Source organism: Prochlorococcus marinus XMU1402 (genome assembly GCF_017696205.1).
GTDB lineage: Bacteria > Cyanobacteriota > Cyanobacteriia > PCC-6307 > Cyanobiaceae > Prochlorococcus_A > Prochlorococcus_A marinus_AC.
Genome location: NZ_JAAORD010000002.1, coordinates 504,283 through 529,142, shown reverse-complemented (window position 1 = coordinate 529,142; position 24,860 = coordinate 504,283). Strand labels below are relative to the sequence as shown.

The following is a 24,860-nucleotide window of genomic DNA, read 5'->3' as shown; positions in this document are numbered from 1 at the left end:
ATATGGTTATCGCAAATTCACTTAAGACCTCTACACCTGATTACGTAATTGCTGATATCTCTTTATCAGATTTTGGTCGCAAAGAAATTAAAATTGCCGAAACAGAAATGCCAGGATTAATGGCGCTAAGAGATAAATATAAATCTGAAAAACCACTAAAAGGTGCAAAAATAGCTGGAAGCCTTCATATGACTATTCAGACAGCAGTATTAATAGAAACTCTTGTTGATCTTGGCGCAGAAGTGAAATGGGCTTCATGCAATATTTTTTCAACTCAAGATCATGCTGCTGCAGCTATCGCAGATCAAGGAATTTCTGTATATGCAAAAAAAGGTGAGACTCTCGATGAATATTGGCAGTATACTCACTACATTCTTGATTGGGGCTCCGACTCTCCGAATATGATTCTTGATGATGGGGGAGACGCAACTGGATTATTGATACTTGGTATTAAAGCAGAAAAAGACTTATCTGTTTTAAATAATCCTGGTAATGAAGAAGAAATTGCTTTATTCAAATCTATAAAATACAAGTTGGAAAATGATAGTAACTTTTATTCTAGAATTAAGAGTAATATTATTGGCGTCACTGAAGAAACTACAACTGGAGTTGCAAGACTTTATCAACTGCAAAAGCAAAATGCTCTACCTTTTCCTGCTATTAACGTTAATGATTCAGTAACTAAGAGCAAATTTGATAATCTATATGGCTGCCGAGAATCTTTAGTTGATAGCATAAAGCGTGCTACTGACGTGATGATTGCTGGGAAAGTTGCTTTAGTAATGGGTTTTGGTGACGTAGGTAAAGGCTCAGCCCAGTCTTTAAGAGGACTTGGTGCAATTGTAAAAGTTGCTGAAGTTGATCCAATTTGTGCTCTTCAAGCGGCAATGGAAGGTTTTAGCGTCGTTACATTGGACGATGTTGTGGAGGATATAGATATATTTGTTACGGCAACTGGGAACTATCAGGTAATAAAAAACGAGAATCTTGTCAAGATGAAAGATGAGGCCATAGTTTGTAATATTGGCCATTTCGATAATGAAATTGATGTGGCTTCATTGAAAGATTATCCATGGGAGAATATTAAGCCACAGGTTGATCACATAACTTTACCGAGTGGCAATAAAATAATCCTTTTAGCTGAAGGTAGATTAGTCAACTTAGGTTGTGCCACTGGACATCCAAGTTTTGTTATGAGTAATTCTTTTACTAATCAAGTCTTAGCTCAAATTGAACTTTTCAATAAATCCGAAGAATATTCTAAAGAGGTTTATGTTTTACCAAAACACTTAGATGAAATGGTAGCTAGATTACATCTTGATAAAATTGGTGCAAAATTAACAAAATTAACCAAAGAACAAGCTGATTATATTAATGTTTCTGTAGATGGACCTTATAAACCAGAGCTTTATAGATATTAAGTTTGAGCCTAATTTTTGTAAATTTTCTTACTTCAATCCCCGACTACATTAGCTTGGCTGTTGAAAAGAATTCAATAATTGCATACCTCACTATTTGTTTGGCTATGTTTTTAGAAAACATAATACCCCCAATACCTTCGGAAATTATTATGCCTTTGGGAGGTTTTTTCGTTTATCAACAAAAATTAAATTTTTATATTTTAGTTTTTTGTGGATTACTTGGTACTATTTTAGGGTCATTGCCTTGGTATTACTTAGGTAGATTAGTAAATGAAAAAAGACTTTCAAATTTTTTAGATAAACAAGGAAAATATCTGGGTATTTCTTCTAATGATTTAATTAAAAGTAAAAGATGGTTTGATAAATACGGGGTTTCTTTAGTTTTTTGGGGGCGTTTAGTACCAGGCATAAGAACTCTTATTTCAGTTCCCGCTGGCATAGAACTTATGCCATTAAGAAAATTTTTGATTTGGACTACATTTGGGAGCTTGATATGGGTAGTACTTCTAACTTATGCAGGTTATTTATTTGGTGAAAATTATCCAATCATTGAAACTTACTTAGATCAAATTAAATATGTTGTAAAGCCAATTTTAATTTTAATTTTCTTATATTTTTTTATAAGAATACTTATTAGATTTTTAAAAAAAAATAGAGCTTAAAAAGGAATTTCACTAGAGTTATTACTATTAGAATATTGGTTATTTTCAGATTCCTTTTTTGAACTTAGCAAATTTAACCTGTCTACTCTGACAACTGGTTTATATCTGTCTTCACCAGTATTTTTATCTTTCCAACTATCAATTTTAAAGCTTCCTGTAATTCCAACTAAAGATCCTTTTTTAACGTAATCTGCTGCAATTTGGGCTTGTTTGCCCCATATCTCTAAATTAAACCAATCTGGCTCTTCGTCTCTGCTTCTTCTATTAACTGCCAGAGTAAAATTAGCGACAGTACTCCCAGATTCAAAATATCTGACATCGGGTTCTCTTCCAGCTCTACCAACTAGGTTAATAGTGTTAATTTGCATAAAATTTTTTTTTTAATACTACTCATATTTTGAGTTTTTGCTCAAAGTTTTAAGTGCTATTCATAACTAAATGAAAGAATTGTTAGAGCTCAACAAAAAATAGATATATTATTGAAAAAAAAGATTTCTTATCGTGATTTTCAACAGATTTAAATTTTCTAGAGACATTGGCATAGATCTGGGAACGGCTAATACTCTTATACATGTATCAGGGAAGGGGGTTGTTTTACAAGAGCCTTCAGTGGTGGCAATGGATTTAGAAGAAGGAGTTCCATTGGCAGTTGGTAAAGAAGCAAAGTTAATGCTAGGAAGAACGCCTGGCAATATCAGAGCAGTTAGACCACTCAGAGATGGGGTCATAGCAGATTTTGATGCGGCAGAGCAAATGATAAAAACATTTATTCAAAAATGTAATGAAGGCAAGGGCTTATTAGCTCCAAGGATTGTTATTGGTATTCCAAGCGGAGTTACTAGTGTTGAACGAAGGGCAGTAAGAGAGGCTGGATTAGCCGGAGCTAGAGAAGTTCACTTAATTGACGAACCTGTGGCAGCGGCAATAGGAGCATCTTTACCAGTAACTGAGCCAATTGGAACTATGATTGTTGATATTGGTGGTGGCACTACAGAGGTTGCTGTATTAAGTCTGGGTGGAACTGTATTAAGTGAATCTGTTCGAATAGCTGGCGATGAGATTAATGAATCAATTGCACTTTATCTTAAAAAAGTTCACAATTTAGTTGTTGGAGAAAGAACTTCAGAAGATATTAAAATCAAAATTGGCTCAGCATTTCCAGATGACGATTTCGATAAAACCTCTTTAGAGGTAAGAGGGTTACATCTTTTGTCTGGTTTACCTAGGTCAGTTACTCTGACATCTGGAGAAATTAGAGAAGCCATGGCTGATCCACTCAGCAAAATAGTTGAAGCTGTAAAAAGAACTTTAGAGAGAACTCCTCCTGAACTTGCTGCAGATATTGTTGATAGGGGTATTATGCTCGCAGGGGGTGGAGCTTTAGTAAGAGGAATTAATGATTTGGTGAGTGATGAAACGGGAATTTTTACTCACATAGCCGAAAATCCACTGCTATGCGTAGTAAATGGTTGCGGAGAGGTTTTGGATAATTTTAAAACACTTAAAAGAGTTGTGGATACTCCAGAATTTATTAGAAACGCGATAAGAGATTAATACTATGTTAAATATCCGACGAATTTCTACTAGTCGTTGGTGGCATAAAAAGAAAAATTGGATATTGTTTGCAATTTTTTTATTTTTGGTTTTTGTAAGGATATCAAAAGGTTCTCTTTATAAGGATTTTTATTATTTGATTTCAAAGCCTTTTTGGCCAGGTCAATTTCAAAAAGAAGTTATTCTTCAGAGCTCAGAACAAGAATCTCTAATAAAATTAAATCTTCTTAAAAGAGATAATAAAAGATTGCGAGAAATTTTAAACCTTAAAGAATCATCTAATAGTAATACTATTTCAGCTGCGGTTATTTCAAGAAAAACAGGTAGTTGGTGGAGACAAATTACCCTAAATAAAGGTTCAAAAGATGGGGTGGAAATTGGTAGTTATGTTATGGGACCCGGTGGATTATTAGGAAGAGTAAGCAGTACATCTTTTTTTACTTCGTCGGTAATATTATTAACTTCTCCAGAAAGTAAAGTAGGTGTATGGGTGGATAGAATTCAGATAAATGGACTACTTATTGGTTCAGGCGAGGATTATCCTAATTTAATACTTTATTCAAAAGATGCTGATATAAAAGTCGGGGATTTTGTCTCATCTTCTCCAGCCAGTACTTTGTTACCCCCAAATATCCCTATTGGCATTGTCAAATCTATAGATAGGCCATTTAAAGGCAAGAAAATGGCAGAAATACTTCTTTTAGCAAAACCTCAAGTAATTGATTGGGTGCAAATTGTAAAAGTAAAAAGTTAGTGAATAAATTTTTCAAAAATAAATTATCAATAATATGTTTAATTTTTGTTCCAATTATTTTCTTATGGCATCCAAATTGGCTTGGATTTTTAGGTATTCAGCCATATTGGCCTTTATTTTGGTTGTTGCCATGGTCAATGATTAATGGATCAATGAACGGATTAGTATTTGGTTTTTTTTTAGGCCTTATTTTAGATTCCTTAACGCTAGAAGGTAGTTTTACTCAAATTCCAGGTTTAATTTTATGTGGAATATGGTTTGGCAGAATAAAAATTCATAGTGATATTTTGGTGGGACATTTTAGGTATGGTTTAATTTGTTCTTTAGGTAGTTTATTGTGCAGTACTTTGTATTTTGCACAAATTGTGGTTAAAAATTTTTCAGATAGTACTTTTTTACTTTTTATCACAAGTGTTCAAAATATTTTGGTTGAAGTTTTTCTTACAGGCTTATTTGCTCCTTTCATTTGCTCGCAACTTTTGAGACTTTTTAAATTTTCTAGGAGAAAAAGTATAATTATCAATCTTTCGAAGAAATAAACATTTTTGGGAAATTCACAATTCCTAAAATATTTAAGATATTCTGAATCTTGGGAATATCTCTTTGAGGCTTCTTAATGTTATATTTTTAATTGTTAGAATCAAAATTCAATAGCAATATTTTTTGCTTTGAAATATCTGGAAATCTTTTTAAACTATGTCAAAAGCAAGAATTTTAGTTGTTGATGATGAACCAGCAGTCTTGAAGGTATTAGTTACAAGACTTCAACTAGCAGGATATCAAGTTTTTTCGGCTACTAACGGTGAAGAAGCTCTCGAGTCTTTTCATAGAGATTCCCCTGATTTGATAGTTCTTGATGTTATGCTCCCTAAGATGGATGGGTTTGCAGTTTGCCGACGAATTAGAGCTGAATCAGTTGTACCAATAATATTTTTGACTGCACTTGAAGCGATTTCCGAGAGAGTCGCAGGTTTAGATTTAGGTGCTGATGATTATTTATCCAAACCATTTAGTCCGAAAGAGTTAGAAGCTAGGATAGCTACTATTTTGAGAAGAATGGGTCCTAGCGTAACGGTTGCCGAAACGAAAGAGACCCCCTCCGGTAAAGGTGTTATGAAATTTGGAAGTTTAGTTGTTGATACTAATAGAAGACAAGTTTCTAGAGCCGGCGAAAGAATAAGTTTAACTTATACCGAATTTAGTCTCCTAGAATTATTATTTGATGAGCCAGGAAAGGTTGTTCCACGAGCTGAAATTTTAGAACAGTTGTGGGGTTATCCACCGAGGAGAGCTGCAGATTTAAGAGTCGTTGATGTATACGTAGCGAGACTTAGAGGCAAATTGGAACCAGATCCAAGAAATCCAGAATTAATATTAACTGTTAGAGGAATTGGTTATGCATCTCAGAGAGTTGGCGAAACTGCAACATCTTTGGCAAGTTGATCCTTCTTCTGATACTTTTATTAAATAAAACAAATATATTAATTAAATTTTGTCTGAAATCAGAGAAGCTCGATTACAAAAAGCTAATTCACTAATTAGTAAAGGATTCTCTTCTTACGCAGAAAGTTTTAGAATTTCTCATACCACACAATTTCTTATTCAAAAATTTGATTATCTAGAAAACGGTCAAGAAGAAGAATTTAATGTTTCTATTGCTGGCAGAGTAATGGCAAAAAGGGTAATGGGTAAAATCGCCTTTTTCACTATAAGTGACCAAGAAGGTCAAATTCAGCTTTATTTAGACAAAAGTATTATCAATATAAATTTAGAAAACCAAAAATTGCTTTCTTTTGAAGATATTAAGGAAATTGTAGATATTGGCGACTGGATAGGAGTCAACGGAACTATTAAAAAAACTAATAAAGGCGAGCTTTCAATTAAAGTAGAAAAATGGGAAATGTTATCTAAATCATTACAACCTCTTCCAGATAAATGGCATGGCTTGACTGATATTGAAAAAAGATATCGACAACGTTATCTCGATTTAATAGTTAATCCTCACTCTAAAAATGTATTTAAAAAAAGAGCTAAATGCATAAGTTTTATAAGAAGATGGCTTGATAAAAGAAATTTTTTAGAGATAGAGACTCCAATTCTTCAATCAGAAGCAGGCGGTGCTGAAGCAAGACCATTCATTACTCATCACAATACACTAGATATTCCTCTTTATTTAAGGATAGCAACAGAATTACATCTAAAAAGAATGGTCGTTGGAGGATTTGAGAAAGTTTATGAATTGGGAAGAATCTTCCGTAATGAGGGAATTAGTACAAAGCATAATCCAGAATTCACTTCAGTTGAGATTTATCAAGCTTTTTCTAATTATTTCGATATGATGGATTTAACAGAAGAATTAATTAAAGATATCGTAGCTAATACATGTGGTTCTTTAGTTATCAATTATCAGGATAAGGAAATTGATTTTTCTAAACCATGGTTAAGAATATCGATGAAAAATATTGTCAAGAAATATACAGGGATAGATTTTGATTCTTTTGGTGGTAACTTTCAAGCTGCAAAAAAGGCTGTTCAAAGTATAAATGTAGAACTCTCTATTAAAGTAAATACTATCGGTAGACTTTTAAATGAGGTTTTTGAGCAAAGAGTAGAGTCACAGCTTATGGAGCCTACTTTTGTTATTGATTATCCTGTTGAAATCTCTCCTCTAGCGAGGCCTCATCTTGATAATAAAGAAATGGTTCAGAGATTCGAATTATTTATTGTTGGTCGAGAGTTGGCAAATGCTTTTAGTGAATTAATAGATCCAGTAGATCAGAGAGAAAGAATGCAATTACAGCAATCTTTAAGAGATCAAGGCGATCTTGAGGCTCATTGTATAGATGAAGATTTTTTACATGCTTTAGAGATTGGCATGCCTCCTACTGGAGGATTAGGTATAGGAATTGACAGACTTATTATGTTAATAACTAATAGTCCATCTATTAGAGATGTGATCCCTTTCCCATTGTTAAAACCAGAAATAACTTCGAATAAAAATGAAAAATTACCCTCGAATGGAGTAAAATAAAAAAATTAATCCAATACGAAATTTTTTAAATGAGTGGTGAACGTGTTGGTTTCCGTTTCAAACACGCGGATGCAGTAGTGAAAAGAAATCCTCAAGGTCGATCTAGAAGAGGATGGGTTATTGAACCAGTAGAACAAACTACTAGTAGAGGTACAAAAATGCCAGCTTATAAAATTAGATGGAGAGATAGTGAGAGACCTGAAACTGTCTTACAGCATATGCTTATAGCAGATCCAGATCCTTCCCCTCCTCCAAGTTCTGTGAGTTTAGATTGATAAAGACATAGCAATAATTTTATCTTTTTAAGGCGGAATTGATTTCTCTCTTTATATTTTTCTGTTTTTCAGCTTGCCTTTTGTCATGTAATTTCCTCCCTTTGCCAACTCCAATAGTTAGTTTTATCCATGAGCCTTTTAAATAAAGAGATAATGGAACAATAGTCATTCCTTTCTTTTCGATATTGGATTTCAGTTTTATTATTTCTTTTTTGTGTAGTAGCAACTTTCTGTTTCTTAGGGGATCATGATTAAAAAAAGAACCTACATTTTTATGTGGTGAAATGTGAACATTTAACAATAAAATCTCACCATCTCTAAATGAACAGTACCCATCTCTTAAATTTGCCTTTCCGTTTCTAATAGACTTTACTTCAGTCCCTAAAAGTTCAATTCCAGCTTCGATTGTTTCAGATATTTCATATTGATATTTTGCATATCTATTATCAGCCAGATGTTTAATAATATTTTCTTTTTTAGTAATTTTTTGAACTTTGTTTAAATTTTTTGCCATTTTAGTTGTAAAAAATCTTTCTACTCAGAGCAATTGCAATTAACCTTTCATTATGGCAATAATTTCCTCCAATATAGACGATAATGATTTTTCTCACCGAAAAAAAAAGCTTAGAATAGTTGATTCAAAAATCAGCACAGAAGAAAAAAGAAATAATAATCTAAACTTGGCGAGACCAGTTAGTTTACAAGAATTTATTGGCCAAGAAAAACTTAAGTCTTCTTTAAGAATAGCTATTGATGCTTCAATTTATAGGAAAGAACCTATGGAGCATACTCTTTTATATGGACAGCCTGGATTAGGTAAGACTACCCTCGCTTTTTTGATAGCACATGAAATGAATACAAAATGTAGGATAGCCTCTGCCCCTGCAATTGAAAGACCTAGAGATATTGTAGGATTATTGCTTGGATTAAAAGAAGGTGAAGTTTTATTTATAGATGAAATACATCGATTAAATAGGTTGACCGAAGAGTTGTTATATTCTGCAATGGAAGATTTTAGACTCGATTTAACTATGGGAGCTAATAGAGGAGCACGTTGTAGAACAATTAATCTTCCCAAATTTACTCTAATTGGTGCAACTACTAAATTAGCTTCAATTAGCCCCCCATTGAGAGATCGATTTGGAATATCTCAGAAAATTGAAATTTATACTAATGATGAACTAAAACAAATAATTGTTAATTTTGCTCGATTAATAAACCTAAATTTAGATGATGAAGCATCCTATAATTTAGCAGAGATATCTAGAGGTACTCCAAGAATTGCTTTAAGATTGCTAAGACGAGTTAGAGATTATGCTCAAGTCGTAAATGAAACTAATTTTATCTCCATAAATTTATTGAAAAAAGCTTTAAATTCTTACCAAATAGATGAAAAAGGATTGGATTCTCTAGATAGACAATATTTATCTTTCTTAAATTTAAATAATAATATTCCAACTGGACTCGATTCAATTGCGGCAGGATTGGGGGACGATTCATCAATGTTAGAATTTGTAGTTGAGCCATATCTCATTCAAATTGGTTTCCTCATTAGAACTCCTCGAGGAAGATTGCTCACAAATTCAGGTAAAAAGTACATTGATTCAGAAAATGCTAACTTTTAAAAAAGTAAAAGTTTGTTTGTTATTGATTTTTGTCTTAGTAAATATTTTTTACATTGATCCATCCTATTCATTATCTTCTAGAGAGGATTTTTTTAAGAATGCATTAGATTTAAGTTCAAGAGGACAATTTAAGCTTGCTTTACAAGAATGGAATCGCTATCTAGATTATTATCCTGATGATGCTGCAGGTTTTAGTAATAGAGGAAATGTAAGACTTGTTATTGGAGATGTAGAGGGATCCATAGATGATCAAAATAATGCAATAAGTTTAAATCCTGGCGAAATAGATCCCTACATTAATAGAGGTATAGCAGAGGAAGCATTGGGTCTATGGTCTCAAGCAAAAAAAGATTATATCTTTGTTATTTCGAAAGATAGTGAGAATTTCTCTGCATTATATAATTTGGCTAATGTTGAAGGCTCTACTTCACAATGGGAAACAGCAAGAGATTTATTTTCTAAAGCTGCTTTATATAATCCAGGATTTGCTATGGCAAGGTCAAGTATGGCTTTAGCAGATTACCAGTTGGGTAGTATTAATGAATCTGAAAAAGAATTAAAAAAATTAATTAGACGTTATCCAACTTTTGCAGATGCTAGGGCAGCTTTAACAGCTTTAAATTGGTCGAAGGGTGAAATTGGTAAGGCAGAGAGTAATTGGATTGCAGTAACTGAGTTAGATCCAAGGTATAGTGATGAAGAGTGGTTAATAAAAGTGAGAAGATGGCCTCCAAAACCAACTAAAGATTTAATGAAATTTATCGAATTAAAGTAAATTAATGAATAGAGATCAGTTTTTTAAAAAAATTGATTCGTTTAATGATGAATTAATTAACTTAAGAAGACATATTCATGCACATCCGGAATTAAGTGGACTAGAAAATCAAACAGCGATTTTGATAAGTGGTTATTTAAAAAATATTGGTTGGACTGTTACAGAATCTATAGGTAGAACCGGAGTTATAGCTGATTTTGGCCCCCTAGATAAAGGAATAATAGGCATAAGAGTGGATATGGATGCTTTACCAATATTTGAAGAGACTAAATTAAGTTTTTCTTCAAAAGTAGATGGTGTTATGCATGCGTGTGGTCACGATTTGCATATAACAATTGGGTTGGGTGTAGCAAAAATTGTGAAGGATTTAAAACTTAATTTCGGGACTAGGATAATTTTTCAGCCCGCTGAAGAAATTGCGAGTGGAGCTAGATGGATGATTAGGGATGGTGCAACTATTGGTTTAAACTATATTTTAGGTGTTCATGTCTACCCTGATTTATCTGTAGGGACTATTGGTATCAAAGAGGGAAGTCTAACCGCAGCTGCCGGAGAACTTAAGGTAGAGATAAAAGGAAAATCAGGCCATGGTGCTCGACCTCATGAAGGAGTTGATGCTATTTGGGTGGCCTCTAAAGTTATTTCGGGCATTCAAGAATTAATAACACGGCAGTTAGATCCTTTAGATCCTGTTGTAATAACTTTTGGTAAAATTAATGGTGGAAATGCATTTAATGTTCTTGCCGAAAAGGTTAATTTAATTGGTACAGTTAGATGTACTAATTTTAAAATATTCAAGAATATTGGTAATTGGCTCAGCAAAAATATCTCGTCTTTAGCTAATAGTTGCGGAGCTGATGCAAAAGTATTATTTAGAGAAATTACTCCACCCGTTAATAATAATTTTGAAATAAATAGAGTATTAAGAGATTCTGGAATTAAGGTTTTGGGCAAAGAAAATGTTATCGAATTACAAAAACCATCATTGGGTGCTGAAGATTTCGCTGAGTTTTTGCAAGAGATCCCAGGAGCTATGTTTAGACTAGGTGTTTCTGGTTCAGATAAATGTGCACCTCTACATAGTTCTACATTCGATCCAGATGAAAGAGCTATTGCAGTTGGAATAAAAGTGATAACAGAATCCATTGTAAAATTAAATAATGAAATAATTAATAAAATTGATAAATGACAGTTAATAAAAAATTTATGTTGTCTTTTGTGGCCCCTCTAATGATCTTTATGTCCGCTATTGGCTTAGTATTTAGGAGTGATAATAAGAAGATTTTTTATTTACCTATTGGTTTAATGGGGATCACAATTATTTTTGAGAAAAATGTCAGAAGACGTTTGGATAGGAAAACTATTTTAAAAAAGATAAAGTCTTATCAAAAAGTTAAATAAAATTATTTTATTTTTTTTACTCAACATTTGATGACTATTTTTTAGAAAAGAGCTATTAATAAGATTAATACTAGGGGTGCTAAGAAATTAAACTTAGCTGAGATCATACCCTTTGAACCTAAATCATTAATTCTGATTCAGGGAAGTGGAAATTTGATCAAACTTTAGTAATAACACATTTAAAAATTTATAAATTATGAGAAGTTCCTGGATTAATCCTCGCATTGGGAAAGAAAATGTAACTCAGATGAACTTTGCGAGGAACGGCTATATTACTGAAGAAATGGACTTTGTTGCAAAAAGAGAGAATCTACCCTCTTCTTTAATAATGGAAGAAGTAGCAAGAGGAAGATTAATCATTCCAGCTAATATTAATCATCTGAATCTTGAACCAATGTCTATCGGTATTGCTTCTAGATGTAAAGTTAATGCGAATATTGGTGCTTCCCCTAATGCAAGTGATATCAATGAAGAAGTAGAGAAGCTCAAGCTAGCCGTTAAATATGGAGCTGATACGGTTATGGATCTTTCTACAGGAGGTGTAAATTTAGATGAAGTTCGTCGAGCAATTATTCAGGAATCTCCTGTTCCTATAGGAACAGTTCCCGTTTATCAAGCTTTAGAAAGTGTTAATGGCTCTATAGATAGATTAACTGAAGATGATTTTCTGCATATTATCGAAAAACATTGCCAGCAAGGCGTAGATTATCAAACTATTCATGCTGGATTATTAATAGAGCATTTACCTAAAGTCAAAGGAAGAATTACTGGAATTGTAAGTAGAGGTGGAGGCATCTTAGCTCAATGGATGCTTCATCACTTTAAGCAAAACCCTCTATATACAAGGTTTGATGATATTTGTGAGATTTTTAAGAAATATGATTGTACTTTTTCTCTAGGAGATTCACTCAGGCCAGGATGTTTGCATGATGCTTCTGATGATGCTCAATTAGCTGAATTGAAGACCTTAGGCGAGCTTACTCGAAGAGCATGGGAACATAATGTCCAAGTAATGGTTGAGGGTCCTGGTCATGTACCCATGGATCAAATTGAGTTTAATGTAAGGAAGCAAATGGAAGAATGTTCAGAAGCTCCCTTCTATGTACTTGGTCCATTAGTAACAGATATATCTCCTGGTTATGACCATATATCAAGTGCTATTGGAGCGGCGATGGCAGGTTGGTATGGAACTTCTATGTTATGTTATGTAACCCCAAAAGAACATCTAGGGCTTCCAAATGCAGAAGATGTAAGAGAAGGATTAATTGCTTATAAAATAGCTGCTCATGCTGCTGATATAGCAAGACATCGAGCTGGAGCTCGTGATCGAGATGATGAACTTAGTCATGCAAGGTATAACTTTGATTGGAACAAACAATTTGAACTTTCACTAGATCCAGAAAGAGCGAAGCAGTACCATGATGAGACACTGCCTGAAGAAATCTTTAAAAAAGCCGAGTTTTGCTCAATGTGTGGCCCTAAACATTGTCCAATGAATTCAAAAATTTCTGATGAATCTCTTGATCAGTTAAAAGATAAACTTGAAGAATGTAATAGTAATACCTTAGTGCAGTAGCAAATTAATTTTATAAAATTTCTTTTGTTCTTTTTACAACGTTTTCAACTGTAAATCCAAAATTTTTCATACATTCTCCACCAGGTGCTGACGCACCAAATCTATCCATAGTAATACAAATCCCATCAAAACCTGTATATTTATGCCAACCAAATGAATGGGCAGCTTCCACTACAACTCTCTTTGTAACACTGCAAGGTAAAACACTTTCTTTGTATGATTCTTCTTGTTCTTCGAATAGTTCAACGCAAGGCATAGAGACAACTCTGGTTTTTTTACCTAAGTTTGTTATTTCTTTACTTGCTTCGATGCAAAGATTTAGTTCACTTCCTGTACCAATGAATATTAAATCTGGTGTTCCTTCGCAATCAGAAACTACGTATCCTCCTAATGCAACTTTGTCAATTGAAGTATTTTCCTGATTAGGCATACCTTGCCTACTTAAACAGAGTGCAGAAGGTCTTTTTCGATTTTGGATCGCTAGCTTATAAGCTCCACTAGTCTCATTTCCATCTCCTGGTCTGAAAACTAGCATATTAGGCATAGCTCTAAGAGAAGGGATAGTTTCAATAGGTTGATGTGTTGGACCGTCTTCGCCTACACCAATTGAATCATGGGTTAATACATAGATCACTCCTAATTCGCTAAGTGCGGAAAGTCTCATTGAACCTCGCATATAATCAGCGAAAACAAGGAAGGTTCCACCATAAGGGATAAGTCCACTATTGTGATAGGCAATACCATTAAGTATGGCTGCCATAGCATGCTCTCTTACACCAAAATGTAAATATCTCTTTTCAGGGCTATGAGGCTGGAATGATCCAGTCTCTCCTTTAATATCTGTGTAGTTTGAGTGAGTTAAATCAGCAGAACCACCAATTAATTCAGGCAGATTGGGACCTAGAGCGCCTAAACAAATTTGTGAATGCTTTCTGGTAGCTAATCCTTTATCATCAGGTGTGTAAGATGGGAGATCTGAATCCCAATTTTCAGGTAATTGCCCTTTTAACATTCTGTTTAACTCAGCTCCTTCAGAGGGATATTTTTTTTGATATTCTTCAAATCTAGAGTCCCATTCTTTCTCTAAGTTTTCTCCTTTGTTTATTGATTTTCTAAAATGGGCGTATACTTCATTTGGTATTTCAAATGGAGGATAATCCCAACCTAGAAAATCTCTAGTTAATGCAGCTTCTTCTTCTCCAACAGCTGCCCCATGAATTCCAGCAGTGTCTGATTTATTAGGAGAACCATAACCAATGGTTGTAGATATTTTGATAATTGAAGGCTTGTCTGTAATTAATTTTGCTTTCTCAATAGCTTCAGTTATTCCTTTAACATCATGATTTCCATCCTCAACATGTTGTACATGCCATCCATAAGCTTCGTATCTTTTTAAAACATCTTCAGTAAAAGATACATCTGTTCGCCCATCAATTGTAATTTGATTATCGTCATACAGTGCAATTAATTTTCCAAGCTTAAGATGACCAGCTAATGAGCAAGCTTCTGATGCGATCCCTTCTTGATTACAGCCATCACCCATAATGACGTAAGTATAGTGATCAACGATATTGCAATCAGGCTTATTGAATTTAGCTGCTAAGTGAGTTTCAGCTATTGCTAAACCAACTGCATTAGAAATTCCAGCTCCTAGAGGCCCAGCTGTAACTTCAACTCCTTCAGTTTCAAATGTTTCTGGATGTCCAGGAGTTTTGGATCCCCATTGTCTAAACTCTTTGATATCTTCTATAGAAACTGATTTGTATCCTGTTAAGTGAAGTAATGAATATAACAGCATACAGCCATGACCAGCTGATAATACAAAGCGGTCTCTGTTGAACCATTTTGGATTATTGGGGTTGTGATTAAGTATGTTTTGCCATAATGCATAACCCATAGGAGCACACCCCATTGGCAAACCAGGATGTCCACTATTAGATTTATTTACTGCATCTACAGCAAGCATTCTTATACTATTTACACAAAGTGATTCTAATGAAACAGATGCAGCGACCATTGTTTTAAAAAAAGTTAAGTTGGAAATACAGAATTGGTTGTCTTCAATTCATTTTGCTGAAAGCAAGGCAAACATTGTGACCACCAAAGCCGAAGGAATTAGAAAGAGCAACTCCTACTTGAGCTTCTCTTGCATTATTTGGTACATAGTCAAGATCACATTCAGGATCTGGATTGACGTAGTTAATTGTAGGAGGGATAAAATTATGTGTCAAAGAAAGTATACAAGCTACAGCTTCTATACCTCCCGAGCCTCCTAGGAGATGACCAGTCATCGACTTAGTAGAGCTTACAGGAATGAGGTAAGATCTGTCTTTAAATATGGATTTAATTGCAGAAGTTTCATTTTTGTCATTAGCTGATGTACTTGTTCCGTGCGCATTTATGTAATCAACTTTTTCAAGACTAAGAGAGGCGTCTTCAATTGCTAGTTTGATAGCCTGAGCGCCTCCAACTCCTCCTGGAGATGGGGCAGTTATGTGATGAGCATCACATGTTGTTCCATATCCAATTATTTCTGCATAAATTCTTGCATTTCTTTTTTTTGCATTTTCTAAAGTTTCTAAAACAAGAATTCCAGATCCCTCTCCAATAACAAATCCATCTCTTTCTGCATCAAAAGGTCTGCTAGCAGTTTGAGGACTTTCATTTCTAAAAGAAAGAGCTTTAGCACTGGAAAAACCAGCTACTCCAAGAGGCGTAATACTCGCTTCTGCTCCTCCACAGATCATTGCATCTGCCTTTCCAAGTTGGAGTAATCTAAAAGAATCACCAATTGCATTCGAACCGGCAGCACAGGCTGTTGAAACAGAGGAACTTGGTCCTTTTGCACCCAAAGCAATCGCAGCAAGTCCTGTTGCCATATTTGGGATCATCATTGGAACTGTAAATGGACTTACTCTTTTAGGTCCTTTATGACTAAGAATTTGAGCTTGACTTTCCATAGTTAGTAAGCCTCCAACACCTGAGCCAATAATTACTCCAATTCTTGATGAATTAGCTTCAGTAATTTCAAGTCCAGAATCACTAAAGGCTTGCTTAGCAGCAATTACTCCGAACTGGGAAAAACGATCCCATCTTTTGGATTCTTTAGCTTCTATAAAATTTCCAGATTGAAGATTTTTAACTTCTGCTGCAAATTTGCAAGGATGTTGTTCAGGATCAAAAAGAGTAATATCTGATACCCCATTAGTACCTGTTTGAAGACCGACTAAATATTCATCAATGTTATTACCAATTGGAGTTACTGCTCCGATACCGGTAATAACTACTCGATGGAAGTTTGGCATTCTTTATTATCCTTTTTTTTCTTCGATGAATTTTACTGCATCACCTACAGTAGCGATTCCTTCGGCTGCTTCATCAGGGATTTCAATATCAAATGCTTCTTCAAGAGCCATCACTAATTCAACGGTATCAAGAGAATCTGCACCTAAATCATTTTGGAAATTTGAGTCTGATTTTACTTCTCCTGCTTCAACACTTAATTGTTCTGAAACAATAGAACAGACTTTTTCAAGAATTTCTTGTGACATAGTTTATGGAATTTACTAATTATCTATATGATTTTATGCCCTAGAGTTAACAAGAGTGAAGCATATCTTAATTTTTTTAATTTCTTTGTAAGACAATAGTATTATAAAGCGAGGTTCAAAAGACAATTTTTACATGTCACACGCAGTTAAAATTTACGACACTTGCATTGGATGTACCCAATGTGTAAGGGCTTGCCCACTTGATGTTTTAGAAATGGTTCCTTGGGATGGCTGTAAAGCTGGCCAAATCGCTTCATCGCCTAGAACTGAAGATTGTGTAGGTTGTAAAAGATGTGAAACGGCTTGTCCTACTGACTTTTTAAGTATCCGTGTTTATTTAGGAGATGAAACTTCTAGGAGTATGGGCTTAGCATATTAAATTTATAGTGCAGTTTCAAGAGAGTCCATAACTTAATAAATACTCATTTTTTTTCAATATAATAATTGAGAAAAGATTTAGCATATGTGTGGAATAGTTGCTGTAACTGGTTATAAAAAAGCTTTACCATTATTAATGAATGGTTTAGAAAAATTAGAATATAGAGGATATGATTCCGCAGGTATTGCAGTTATTAATCCTGAAACAAATTCTATTCTTTGTAACAAAGCAGAGGGAAAACTAAAGAATTTAAGAGTTCATCTTGACGAAAACAATATTCCAGGAACTGTGGGTATAGCTCATACTCGTTGGGCTACCCATGGGAAACCTGAGGTTAAAAATGCCCATCCCCATACCGATAGTTCAGGAGCAATAGCGGTTGTTCAAAATGGTATTATTGAAAATTTTCAAGACTTAAAAAATAAACTAGAGAAAGAGGGTATTACTTTTAATTCTGATACAGATACTGAGGTAATTCCTCATTTAATTCAAAGAGAATTAAATACCTTAAGTAAACTTAAACTTGAGAATAATGGCTCAACATTATTAGTAGCTGTAAGAAATGTAATATCTGATTTAGAAGGATCTTATGCTTTGGCAGTTTTGTGGGCGGGTGCTCCAACCTCTCTGGTAGTTGCAAGAAGACAAGCACCTTTGATTATTGGTTTGGGCGAAGGAGAATTTATTTGTGCAAGTGATACTCCTGCTATTGCAAACTTTACAAACATTATTCTTCCCATGGAGGATGAGGAAATAGCTTTATTAACCCCCCTTGGAATAGAGATATATGACTCAAACAACGAGAGACAATATCGAAGTCCTGTTTCCTTAAAAGTTTCAGAGCAGGTAATTGATAAGATGAATTTCAAACACTTCATGTTAAAAGAGATATATGATCAGCCCGATACTGCAAAAAATTGGGTGAAAAACTACGTTACACAAAATTTAGAAAATGGCCAATATCAAATCAAGTATCCATTTGATACAAAGTTTTTTGATTCAATCGAGAGAATTGAAATTATTGCTTGTGGTACCAGTAAACACGCTGCAATGGTAGGTTGCTTTTTACTAGAGCAATTCTCGGGTATTCCTACAAATGTTTATTATGCTAGTGAATTTCGTTACTCACCTCCCCCACTACTCCCAAATACATTAACTATTGGAGTTTCTCAATCTGGAGAAACTGCTGATACTATTGCAGCTATTGATATGGAAATCAAAAGAAGGTCTTTGCTTAAAGATGAAAGATTTAAACCTAACCTTATTGCCATAACTAATAGAAGAGAGAGCTCTATAGGAAGGCAGGTTTCAAACATAATTGATATTTGTGCAGGAATAGAAGTGGGAGTTGCTGCAACAAAAACTTTTTTTGCACAATTACTTTCTTTTTATGGATTGGCTATACACTTTGCGCAAATTAAAAGTAGTCAAAGTTCAGATGAAATCGGAAAATTGATAACAGAACTCATCAAACTCCCTCCATTACTAGAAGATTTACTTGACAAACATGATCAATCATCGGAAAAACTAGCACATGACTTTTTTAATATTAAAGATGTTATTTTTTTAGGAAGAGGCATAAATTATCCTATAGCTCTTGAAGGTGCATTAAAACTTAAAGAAATTAGTTATATTCATGCTGCTGGCTATCCAGCAGGTGAAATGAAACATGGTCCAATAGCTTTGTTAGATAAAAAAGTACCTGTAATTTCTATCGCCTCTCCTGGTGAAGTTTTTGATAAAGTTATAAGTAATGCTCAAGAAGCAAAAGCTAGAGACTCATATTTGATCGGGATAGCTCCTGAATGTAAGGGAACTGAAATTTTTGACTATTTAATGAAAATTCCTTCTTCCAATGAATGGATTTCACCTTTACTTAACATAGTCCCTTTACAACTATTGAGTTACCATATTGCTGCTCATAGAGGACTTGATGTAGATCAACCAAGGAATTTAGCTAAAAGCGTCACAGTCGAATAGGTTATGTTTAAAGCAAATCATTTGAATAAATAAATATTTAAAATTTATTTTCTTTGGAAACTGCACAATTTTTAAATTTAGGAATTAAGCATTTTAGAATTATTAAAGATGATATTCTCAGAAAAGAGGTTCATTTTAATTTGTGAATTTAACCTAATGATGAATATTAATTTTCAAATATTTGTCTGATTTTTATATTGATGTGAGATAAGTTTTAACAGTTTATCTTTTAAAGAAAAGCTACTTAGATATTTTATAAGAGTAAATTACAATAAATTTTGTATCGAGATACTTATAGCTCCAAAAGTCCGTTTGGGGGATTGATGATAAGAAAGTTATTCTCTATATCGATTAATGGTACTATTTCTTTAACGAATGGTATTAGCACTTTTTTATTATTTTCGAATAGTTCAATAACAAGTAAATTATTCTTTTCATTTTCTAAATTAATTACTTTACCAATTATTTTATATTCATTATTTTTTAAAGACTTGACTTGCAAGTTTATAAGTTCTAATAAGTGAAATTCTTCTTTTTTTAATTTAGGTAGTTTATTGGTTTTTACAAGAATTTTATATTTTTTAAGTTGTTCTGCATTATTTCTAGTATTTATTCCTTGTAATTTAATAATGAAGGTATCTTTACCAGGTTGTTTGTAACCAGAGGTAAGTTCTATTTTTGAGGGTGGTTCATTGTCTTTTTGCAACCATCTGATTCCAGGTAATAGAAATCTTTCTTCAAAATCACTAAAAGATTTAACCTTTATTTGTCCCTTAATTCCATGACATGATGTTATTAACCCAACAACCAACCATTCATTTTTATCTATCATAGATTGTATTAAATAAAATGTTCTATGGAATTATCGAATAAACCAATACTCCCTGGTTCTTTTGTTGTTGTAAAAGATACTAACTCTATATATAGAGGATATAAAGGTTTTGTACAGAGAGTTACAAACAAAAAAGCAGCTGTTTTATTTGAAGGAGGTAATTGGGATAAGCTCATAACTTTTCAGTTAACTAATTTAGAAATAGTATAAAATTAGATCTTACCTAAAGTTATAAATTGTTCTATTAAAACTCTAGCTGCATTTGTTTCGGCTTGTTTATGCGATTTGCCAAATGCCGATGATTCTTTTAATCCATCGATAAAAATGTCGCAGGAAAATCTTTTTGGGTCGCCATTTGTTTTAGAGACCTCAATTATTTTGTAAACTGGCAAATCAAAACCTTTACTTTGGCACCACTCCTGTAATACTGTCTTAGATTTAAATTTGTATGGAGCTTTTAAAAAAATTTCTGAATCCTCTTCCCAAATATCATCTAACCATAGGTTGACTTCTTGAATTGAATTAAAACATTTATAAATGGCGCCGATTAAAGCTTCTGTAGCTTCACCAATAATAGTGTTTTTTGAATTTTCATCACCAAGAGCTTTAGGCCCTTTAATTATTAATTTCTCTATGCCAATTTTTTTCCCTAATTTAGTTAACCACTCATCACTGACAATTTGTGCTCTAAGCTCTGATCTTTCGCCTACGCTCATTTGAGGATATTTCTTTTCAATAAAATTTGATGCGGCCAATCTGAGTACTGCATCTCCAAAGAATTCTAATTTTTCGTAATTTATTTCTTTGCTATCTGAAGAATGGGTTAATGCTTGATTAAAATTTTGAATTAGTGAAATATTTTGCGTTCTAATTATCTCAGAAAATCTTTTTGATTTAACTTTTAAAGACTTTAAAAAAGTAATAATTTGATTAATTCTCTTAGCGTTAATTATATTTGTCATTTGATTTGACTAATAAAATAATTAGAAAGCAGGTCATAAGCCGGGTTCTGTTCATCTTAAATAAGATGGGCAATCATCTATCTAGGGCTGGAATTACTTCACAGCCTCAAGCGGCGCTTTTAAGTAGATTGTTTAATGGTCATAAATCTACTAAGCCTTGCTCCCAGCCGGGGTTTACCTAGCCAACACCTCTCAATGTTGCTGGTGCGCTCTTACCGCACCCTTGCACCCTTGCCATACATAAAGTATTAGGCGGTATGTTTCTGTGGCACTTTCCTCACGGTTACCCGCACTGGGAATTACCCAGCAAGCCTGACCACATGGGAGCCCGGACTTTCCTCAAAAAAGTTTTATTTTGTTTCCAAAATAAAACTTTTTTGCGATTGCCTCTCCTGCTTTCATTTAGCATAGTGCTTAGTACTCTAAAAAACATCTATTGGGGCTGTAGCTCAGCTGGATAGAGCAACGGTTTCCTAAACCGTAGGTCGTGGGTTCGAGTCCCGCCAGTCCCGTTAAACTAATAAACTATATGTAGTATGTGTGCAAAATTGCTACTCTCTAGCTAGCGTAAGGATAGTAATAAATCTTTTATGGCTAAGTTGCATGATATGCGTTTAAAGCTCTTAATACAACAAGAGCATGAACGTATTTCTAAATCTCAACCCAATGATTTAGATCTTTCAATAGTTCAAGCAAGATGCTTATGTTGGCTCACTTTATTGGCAGAAGCTCATGAAGATCAAGCAAATGATGCCGAAAAAAGAGGAGATGCGGAACAGGCAATGGGTTGGTTTGCTGACTCAATGAGATTAAGAGATGTCATTAACTTGGTTACTAGTATTGAAATACCTTTGCCTGACAGCCCTGATTCTCTTGATGAAAATGACGAATTATTGGATGGTCCTACAAGTATGCCCAAATAATGAGATGATATAAATAGAGTTATATTTTCTTTTGACTGAAGAACCTTGCCAATGCTCTGATTGTCAGAGATTTTATAAAGAACATGATCGTTTGATTAGAGAATTTCCTACTTTTAAGCAGCAACAAGAATTAAACTGGGCATCAATTCAATCTTTCAGGACTCTTTGTAGTAAGGTTACTCAGGAATTGCAGAGACAATTATCTGAAAGGGAATCTAATGAAGATATTAGTTCAGGGGAAAAACATATTTCTGATATAGAAATTACTGAAGTTTTAGATGAACTTGAGAGTGTTAATGCTTATTTATATTCAATTGAGGCATTAATGGAAAGAATTTTTGATATAAAAATTTCAAACAATATAGAATTAAAATTTAAAGAAATTGCAAATGAATTAGCTCCAGATCCATTAAACGTAGATAGATTAATTCTTAATAGATTATTTCATCAAACTCCCGATTTCCCAGATAAGAAAAATATTAATTAGTTAATTCTTCTACATCGCAAGTAATTTCTACAGGCATGGGAGATACTTTCCAGATAGATTTGCAATACTCTCTGATAGATCTATCTGATGAAAAATAACCAGATCTTGCAGTATTTAGTAATGCCATCTTATTCCAAGATTTTTTATTATTCCAGCATTTGCTCACCTCATCCTGTTTATTCAAATAGTCTTCGAAGTCAGCCATAACAAAGAATGGGTCATATCCAGTCAAGCTATTTAATAAAGGTTTAAATAATTCTTTATCGCCATTACTAAAGTGTCCAATTTCAATTAAGCGAACTACTTCTTGTAATTCTGGACATTGGTCAATAAAAGTTTTGGGCGAGTAACCACTATATTTTAAATCCATAATTTGACTTTCAGTTTTTCCAAAAAGGAAGAAATTTTCTTTCTTTACAAGATCTCTTAATTCCACATTAGCTCCATCTAAGGTTCCAATAGTCAAAGCTCCATTCATGGCGAATTTCATATTGCCAGTTCCAGATGCTTCTTTTCCAGCAGTTGAAATTTGTTCCGAAAGATCCGTCGCAGGGTAAACAATTTCACCAAGTTTTACATTATAGTCTGGTAGAAAAACTACCCTCAAAAGACCTTCCATATCTGGATCAGAATTCACTACATCAGCAATACCATTAATGAATCTAATCATTAGTTTTGCCATAAAGTAACCTGGTGCAGCTTTACCTCCAAAGATGATTGTTCTTGGTACTGCATAATTATTTGTACCATTTTTTATTCGTAGATACTGAGCTATAACTTGTAAAGCGTTTAAATGTTGTCTTTTATATTGATGAATTCTTTTTACTTGAACATCAAATAAACTTGATGGATCAACTAGTATTCCTGTTTTTGAATGGATAAAGCTAGCTAATTTTCGCTTTCCATTTAATTTGGTTTCTTCAAATTTTTGTAAAAAGCCGTTATCATCTTTTTTCCCTTCTAACTTTTTAAGTAGTTCCATATTAGTTATCCAATTAGGACCTACTTCTTTTTCTAGTAGTTTGGATAAAGATGGATTTGAGAGAGCAACCCATCTCCTTGGAGTAACTCCGTTAGTAACATTCGTAAATTTTTCAGGCCATAGTTTTGCAAATTCAGGAAGAAGTTGTCTTTTTATTAAATCTGAGTGAAGAGCTGCAACACCATTAATATGATGGGCCCCAATTGTAGCTAAGTGAGCCATTCTTACTGATTTAGATCCTTCTTCATCAATTATGGAAAGTTTTTGAAGGATTTTATCATCGCCAGGATAACGTAGTCTTAATTGTTGTAGAAATCTCCAATTTATTTCATAAATAATTTCTAGATGACGAGGGAGGAGATCATTAAATAAACCTAAATCCCATTTTTCTAAAGCTTCTGGAAGTAAGGTATGGTTTGTGTACGCAACTGAAGAAGTTGTTATGTTCCAAGCCTTGTCCCAGCCTACATGATATTGGTCAATGAGGAGTCGCATTAATTCTGCTACTGCAATAGCAGGATGAGTATCATTTAATTGGACAGTCCAATGTCGAGGAAAATCTATTATTGGTATTGATCTTTTTTCAAGGCTTCTCAACATATCCTGCAGAGAACAACTTACAAAAAAGTGCTGTTGTTTGAGTCTTAATCTTCTACCTTCATCAGTTCCATCGTTTGGGTAAAGAACTTTAGAAAGGGTTTCAGATGCAACTTTTTCTTCTACAGCTCCATAGTAATCACCAATATTAAAGGCATAAAAATCAAAACTTTCGGTCGCATCAGCTCTCCACAATCTTAATCTATCGCATGTATTTACCCTATAACCCAGTACAGGGACATCATGAGGAACTCCTATAGCATGTTCTGAAGGAATCCATCTTGATCTGTAGTTTCCTTTATCATCTCTAAAACTTTCAGTTCTACCTCCAAAACCAACAAAACATGATTCATCAGGTTGAGGAAGTTCCCATGGCCATCCTCCTTTTAGCCATTTATCCGTAACTTCAACTTGCCAACCATCTCTAATTAACTGATTAAATATACCAAATTCATATCGAATACCGTAACCAACCGCTGGAACTTGTAGTGATGCTAATGATTCCATATAACATGCGGCGAGCCTTCCTAGTCCACCATTACCTAATCCAGGTTCTTCTTCTACTTCAAGAATCGTTGATAACGAATCTATTCCAAATCTCTTTAAAGCATCTTCTGCCTCTTGAGTTATTCCAAGATTGAGTAGGTTATTACTTAATTGAGGACCTATTAAAAATTCTGCTGATAAGTAAGCTACTGTTTTTTGTGGTTTTTTTCTTATAACTTCTTGACTGGCTAAGTATCTGGTCATTAGCCTATCTTTAACGGCATAACTTAAAGCCATATACAAGTCGTGAGGACTTGCAGAAGTAGCTAGCTTTCCAAGGGTATAAAAAAGATGGGCTGTCATTCCTTGAAAAACAGCATCTGAATCCATACCAGCTTTCTCAGGATCTAAATAGCAGCCTGGGGTAGGCAAGCGTAGATCGAAGGGTTTGTTGGAATTCATTGGATTAGCCATATAACAGACAATAGCCATTTTTAAGAAAATTTCTTTGTTGTAACTTCAGATCCACACTTGTTGAGTATTTTTGCTTTTTTCTTACATATTTCTTAAAGTGGGCCCTCAATAAACTATCTTCCAATTAGATAGT

At 33.9% G+C, this 24,860-nt stretch carries 25 protein-coding genes, 1 tRNA gene and 1 other RNA gene; 18 read left to right on the top strand and 9 right to left on the bottom strand.

What is annotated here, in order from left to right; translation table 11 throughout:
* The first annotated feature begins 2 nt into the window (after nt 1-2).
* Both ahcY and HA141_RS09140 read left to right on the top strand, forming a co-directional pair.
* Nucleotides 3-1,421, top strand: a complete 1,419-nt coding sequence (ahcY, locus tag HA141_RS09145) for an adenosylhomocysteinase (RefSeq protein WP_209119004.1) — start codon at nt 3-5, stop codon at nt 1,419-1,421.
* Between the two features lie 2 nt (nt 1,422-1,423).
* Nucleotides 1,424-2,083 (top strand): DedA family protein, encoded by a 660-nt coding sequence (locus HA141_RS09140; RefSeq protein WP_209119002.1) that lies wholly within the window; start codon nt 1,424-1,426, stop codon nt 2,081-2,083.
* On the opposite strand, the gene HA141_RS09135 is transcribed toward HA141_RS09140, so the two are convergent.
* Nucleotides 2,080-2,451: a single-stranded DNA-binding protein gene (locus HA141_RS09135; RefSeq protein ID WP_209119000.1), complete on the bottom strand. Its 372-nt coding sequence runs from the start codon at nt 2,449-2,451 to the stop codon at nt 2,080-2,082. The two genes, HA141_RS09140 and HA141_RS09135, sit on opposite strands and share 4 nt — an antisense overlap.
* 133 nt (nt 2,452-2,584) lie before the next feature.
* Between HA141_RS09135 and HA141_RS09130 the strand changes: the two genes are divergently transcribed.
* The 6 genes from HA141_RS09130 (at nt 2,585) to HA141_RS09105 (ending at nt 7,697) form a co-directional block, all read left to right on the top strand.
* Nucleotides 2,585-3,637, top strand: a complete 1,053-nt coding sequence (locus tag HA141_RS09130; RefSeq protein ID WP_348535324.1) for a rod shape-determining protein — start codon at nt 2,585-2,587, stop codon at nt 3,635-3,637.
* 4 nt (nt 3,638-3,641) lie between these two features.
* Complete coding sequence (gene mreC, locus HA141_RS09125; RefSeq protein ID WP_209118998.1) at nt 3,642-4,391, top strand: rod shape-determining protein MreC; 750 nt, start codon at nt 3,642-3,644, stop codon at nt 4,389-4,391.
* The gene (locus tag HA141_RS09120; protein WP_209118996.1) at nt 4,391-4,930 is read left to right on the top strand and encodes a hypothetical protein; all 540 of its coding nucleotides are present in this window, start codon (nt 4,391-4,393) and stop codon (nt 4,928-4,930) included. Before mreC ends, HA141_RS09120 begins: the two co-directional genes overlap by 1 nt.
* 157 nt (nt 4,931-5,087) lie before the next feature.
* Nucleotides 5,088-5,834 carry a response regulator transcription factor RpaB gene (rpaB, locus tag HA141_RS09115; protein ID WP_209118994.1) on the top strand — a complete coding sequence of 249 codons (747 nt, stop codon included), beginning with the start codon at nt 5,088-5,090 and terminating at the stop codon, nt 5,832-5,834.
* Between the two features lie 49 nt (nt 5,835-5,883).
* Nucleotides 5,884-7,422 (top strand): lysine--tRNA ligase, encoded by a 1,539-nt coding sequence (gene lysS, locus HA141_RS09110; protein ID WP_209118992.1) that lies wholly within the window; start codon nt 5,884-5,886, stop codon nt 7,420-7,422.
* A gap of 29 nt (nt 7,423-7,451) precedes the next feature.
* Nucleotides 7,452-7,697 carry a hypothetical protein gene (locus HA141_RS09105; RefSeq protein ID WP_002805793.1) on the top strand — a complete coding sequence of 82 codons (246 nt, stop codon included), beginning with the start codon at nt 7,452-7,454 and terminating at the stop codon, nt 7,695-7,697.
* 19 nt (nt 7,698-7,716) lie between these two features.
* Here HA141_RS09105 and smpB read toward each other — a convergent pair whose 3' ends face one another.
* Nucleotides 7,717-8,211 (bottom strand): SsrA-binding protein SmpB, encoded by a 495-nt coding sequence (smpB, locus tag HA141_RS09100; protein ID WP_209118990.1) that lies wholly within the window; start codon nt 8,209-8,211, stop codon nt 7,717-7,719.
* Nucleotides 8,212-8,263: 52 nt separating this feature from the next.
* Here smpB and ruvB point away from each other — a divergent pair, with 52 nt between their 5' ends.
* The 4 genes from ruvB (at nt 8,264) to thiC (ending at nt 13,074) form a co-directional block, all read left to right on the top strand.
* Nucleotides 8,264-9,322 (top strand): Holliday junction branch migration DNA helicase RuvB, encoded by a 1,059-nt coding sequence (gene ruvB / locus HA141_RS09095; protein WP_209118987.1) that lies wholly within the window; start codon nt 8,264-8,266, stop codon nt 9,320-9,322.
* On the top strand, nt 9,309-10,097 hold the full coding sequence (locus tag HA141_RS09090; RefSeq protein ID WP_209118985.1) for a tetratricopeptide repeat protein: 789 nt from the start codon (nt 9,309-9,311) through the stop codon (nt 10,095-10,097). The genes ruvB and HA141_RS09090 overlap by 14 nt, the downstream gene beginning before the upstream one ends.
* A 4-nt stretch (nt 10,098-10,101) precedes the next feature.
* Entirely contained in the window at nt 10,102-11,286 is a 1,185-nt protein-coding gene (locus HA141_RS09085) for an amidohydrolase (RefSeq protein ID WP_209118983.1), read from the top strand.
* A gap of 408 nt (nt 11,287-11,694) precedes the next feature.
* Nucleotides 11,695-13,074, top strand: a complete 1,380-nt coding sequence (gene thiC / locus HA141_RS09075; protein WP_209118979.1) for a phosphomethylpyrimidine synthase ThiC — start codon at nt 11,695-11,697, stop codon at nt 13,072-13,074.
* A gap of 10 nt (nt 13,075-13,084) precedes the next feature.
* Here thiC and tkt read toward each other — a convergent pair whose 3' ends face one another.
* The 3 genes from tkt to acpP are packed head-to-tail and all read right to left on the bottom strand — an operon-like array spanning nt 13,085 to nt 16,625.
* A complete protein-coding gene (gene tkt / locus HA141_RS09070) occupies nt 13,085-15,091 on the bottom strand; it encodes a transketolase (RefSeq protein WP_209118977.1) in 2,007 nt (668 codons plus the stop codon).
* Between the two features lie 43 nt (nt 15,092-15,134).
* Nucleotides 15,135-16,379, bottom strand: coding sequence for a beta-ketoacyl-ACP synthase II (fabF, locus tag HA141_RS09065; RefSeq protein ID WP_209118975.1), 1,245 nt, complete (start codon nt 16,377-16,379; stop codon nt 15,135-15,137).
* A 6-nt stretch (nt 16,380-16,385) separates the two neighbouring features.
* The gene (gene acpP, locus HA141_RS09060) at nt 16,386-16,625 is read right to left on the bottom strand and encodes an acyl carrier protein (protein WP_002808065.1); all 240 of its coding nucleotides are present in this window, start codon (nt 16,623-16,625) and stop codon (nt 16,386-16,388) included.
* Between the two features lie 133 nt (nt 16,626-16,758).
* Between acpP and psaC the strand changes: the two genes are divergently transcribed.
* Together psaC and glmS are read left to right on the top strand one after the other, a co-directional pair.
* The gene (psaC, locus tag HA141_RS09055; protein ID WP_007099573.1) at nt 16,759-17,004 is read left to right on the top strand and encodes a photosystem I iron-sulfur center protein PsaC; all 246 of its coding nucleotides are present in this window, start codon (nt 16,759-16,761) and stop codon (nt 17,002-17,004) included.
* Between the two features lie 84 nt (nt 17,005-17,088).
* Entirely contained in the window at nt 17,089-18,984 is a 1,896-nt protein-coding gene (gene glmS / locus HA141_RS09050) for a glutamine--fructose-6-phosphate transaminase (isomerizing) (RefSeq protein WP_209118973.1), read from the top strand.
* A 292-nt stretch (nt 18,985-19,276) separates the two neighbouring features.
* Here the strand turns inward: glmS and rimM are convergent, their stop codons facing one another.
* Nucleotides 19,277-19,816 (bottom strand): ribosome maturation factor RimM, encoded by a 540-nt coding sequence (rimM, locus tag HA141_RS09045; RefSeq protein ID WP_209118971.1) that lies wholly within the window; start codon nt 19,814-19,816, stop codon nt 19,277-19,279.
* Nucleotides 19,817-19,840: 24 nt separating this feature from the next.
* Here rimM and HA141_RS09040 point away from each other — a divergent pair, with 24 nt between their 5' ends.
* Nucleotides 19,841-20,026: an NAD(P)H dehydrogenase subunit NdhS gene (locus tag HA141_RS09040; RefSeq protein WP_209118969.1), complete on the top strand. Its 186-nt coding sequence runs from the start codon at nt 19,841-19,843 to the stop codon at nt 20,024-20,026.
* 2 nt (nt 20,027-20,028) lie between these two features.
* Here HA141_RS09040 and HA141_RS09035 read toward each other — a convergent pair whose 3' ends face one another.
* Together HA141_RS09035 and rnpB are read right to left on the bottom strand one after the other, a co-directional pair.
* Nucleotides 20,029-20,778 (bottom strand): ribonuclease III family protein, encoded by a 750-nt coding sequence (locus HA141_RS09035; RefSeq protein ID WP_209118966.1) that lies wholly within the window; start codon nt 20,776-20,778, stop codon nt 20,029-20,031.
* Nucleotides 20,779-20,798: 20 nt separating this feature from the next.
* Nucleotides 20,799-21,178, bottom strand: an RNA gene (gene rnpB, locus HA141_RS09030) — RNase P RNA component class A.
* A 38-nt stretch (nt 21,179-21,216) separates the two neighbouring features.
* Here rnpB and HA141_RS09025 point away from each other — a divergent pair.
* From HA141_RS09025 to HA141_RS09015, 3 genes are all read left to right on the top strand, one after another.
* A tRNA-Arg gene (locus tag HA141_RS09025) sits at nt 21,217-21,290 on the top strand.
* Between the two features lie 78 nt (nt 21,291-21,368).
* The gene (locus tag HA141_RS09020) at nt 21,369-21,701 is read left to right on the top strand and encodes a hypothetical protein (RefSeq protein WP_209118964.1); all 333 of its coding nucleotides are present in this window, start codon (nt 21,369-21,371) and stop codon (nt 21,699-21,701) included.
* 31 nt (nt 21,702-21,732) lie between these two features.
* Nucleotides 21,733-22,188: a hypothetical protein gene (locus tag HA141_RS09015; protein ID WP_209118961.1), complete on the top strand. Its 456-nt coding sequence runs from the start codon at nt 21,733-21,735 to the stop codon at nt 22,186-22,188.
* On the opposite strand, the gene HA141_RS09010 is transcribed toward HA141_RS09015, so the two are convergent.
* On the bottom strand, nt 22,181-24,727 hold the full coding sequence (locus tag HA141_RS09010; protein ID WP_209119230.1) for a glycogen/starch/alpha-glucan phosphorylase: 2,547 nt from the start codon (nt 24,725-24,727) through the stop codon (nt 22,181-22,183). The two genes, HA141_RS09015 and HA141_RS09010, sit on opposite strands and share 8 nt — an antisense overlap.
* Between the last annotated feature and the right edge of the window lie 133 nt (nt 24,728-24,860).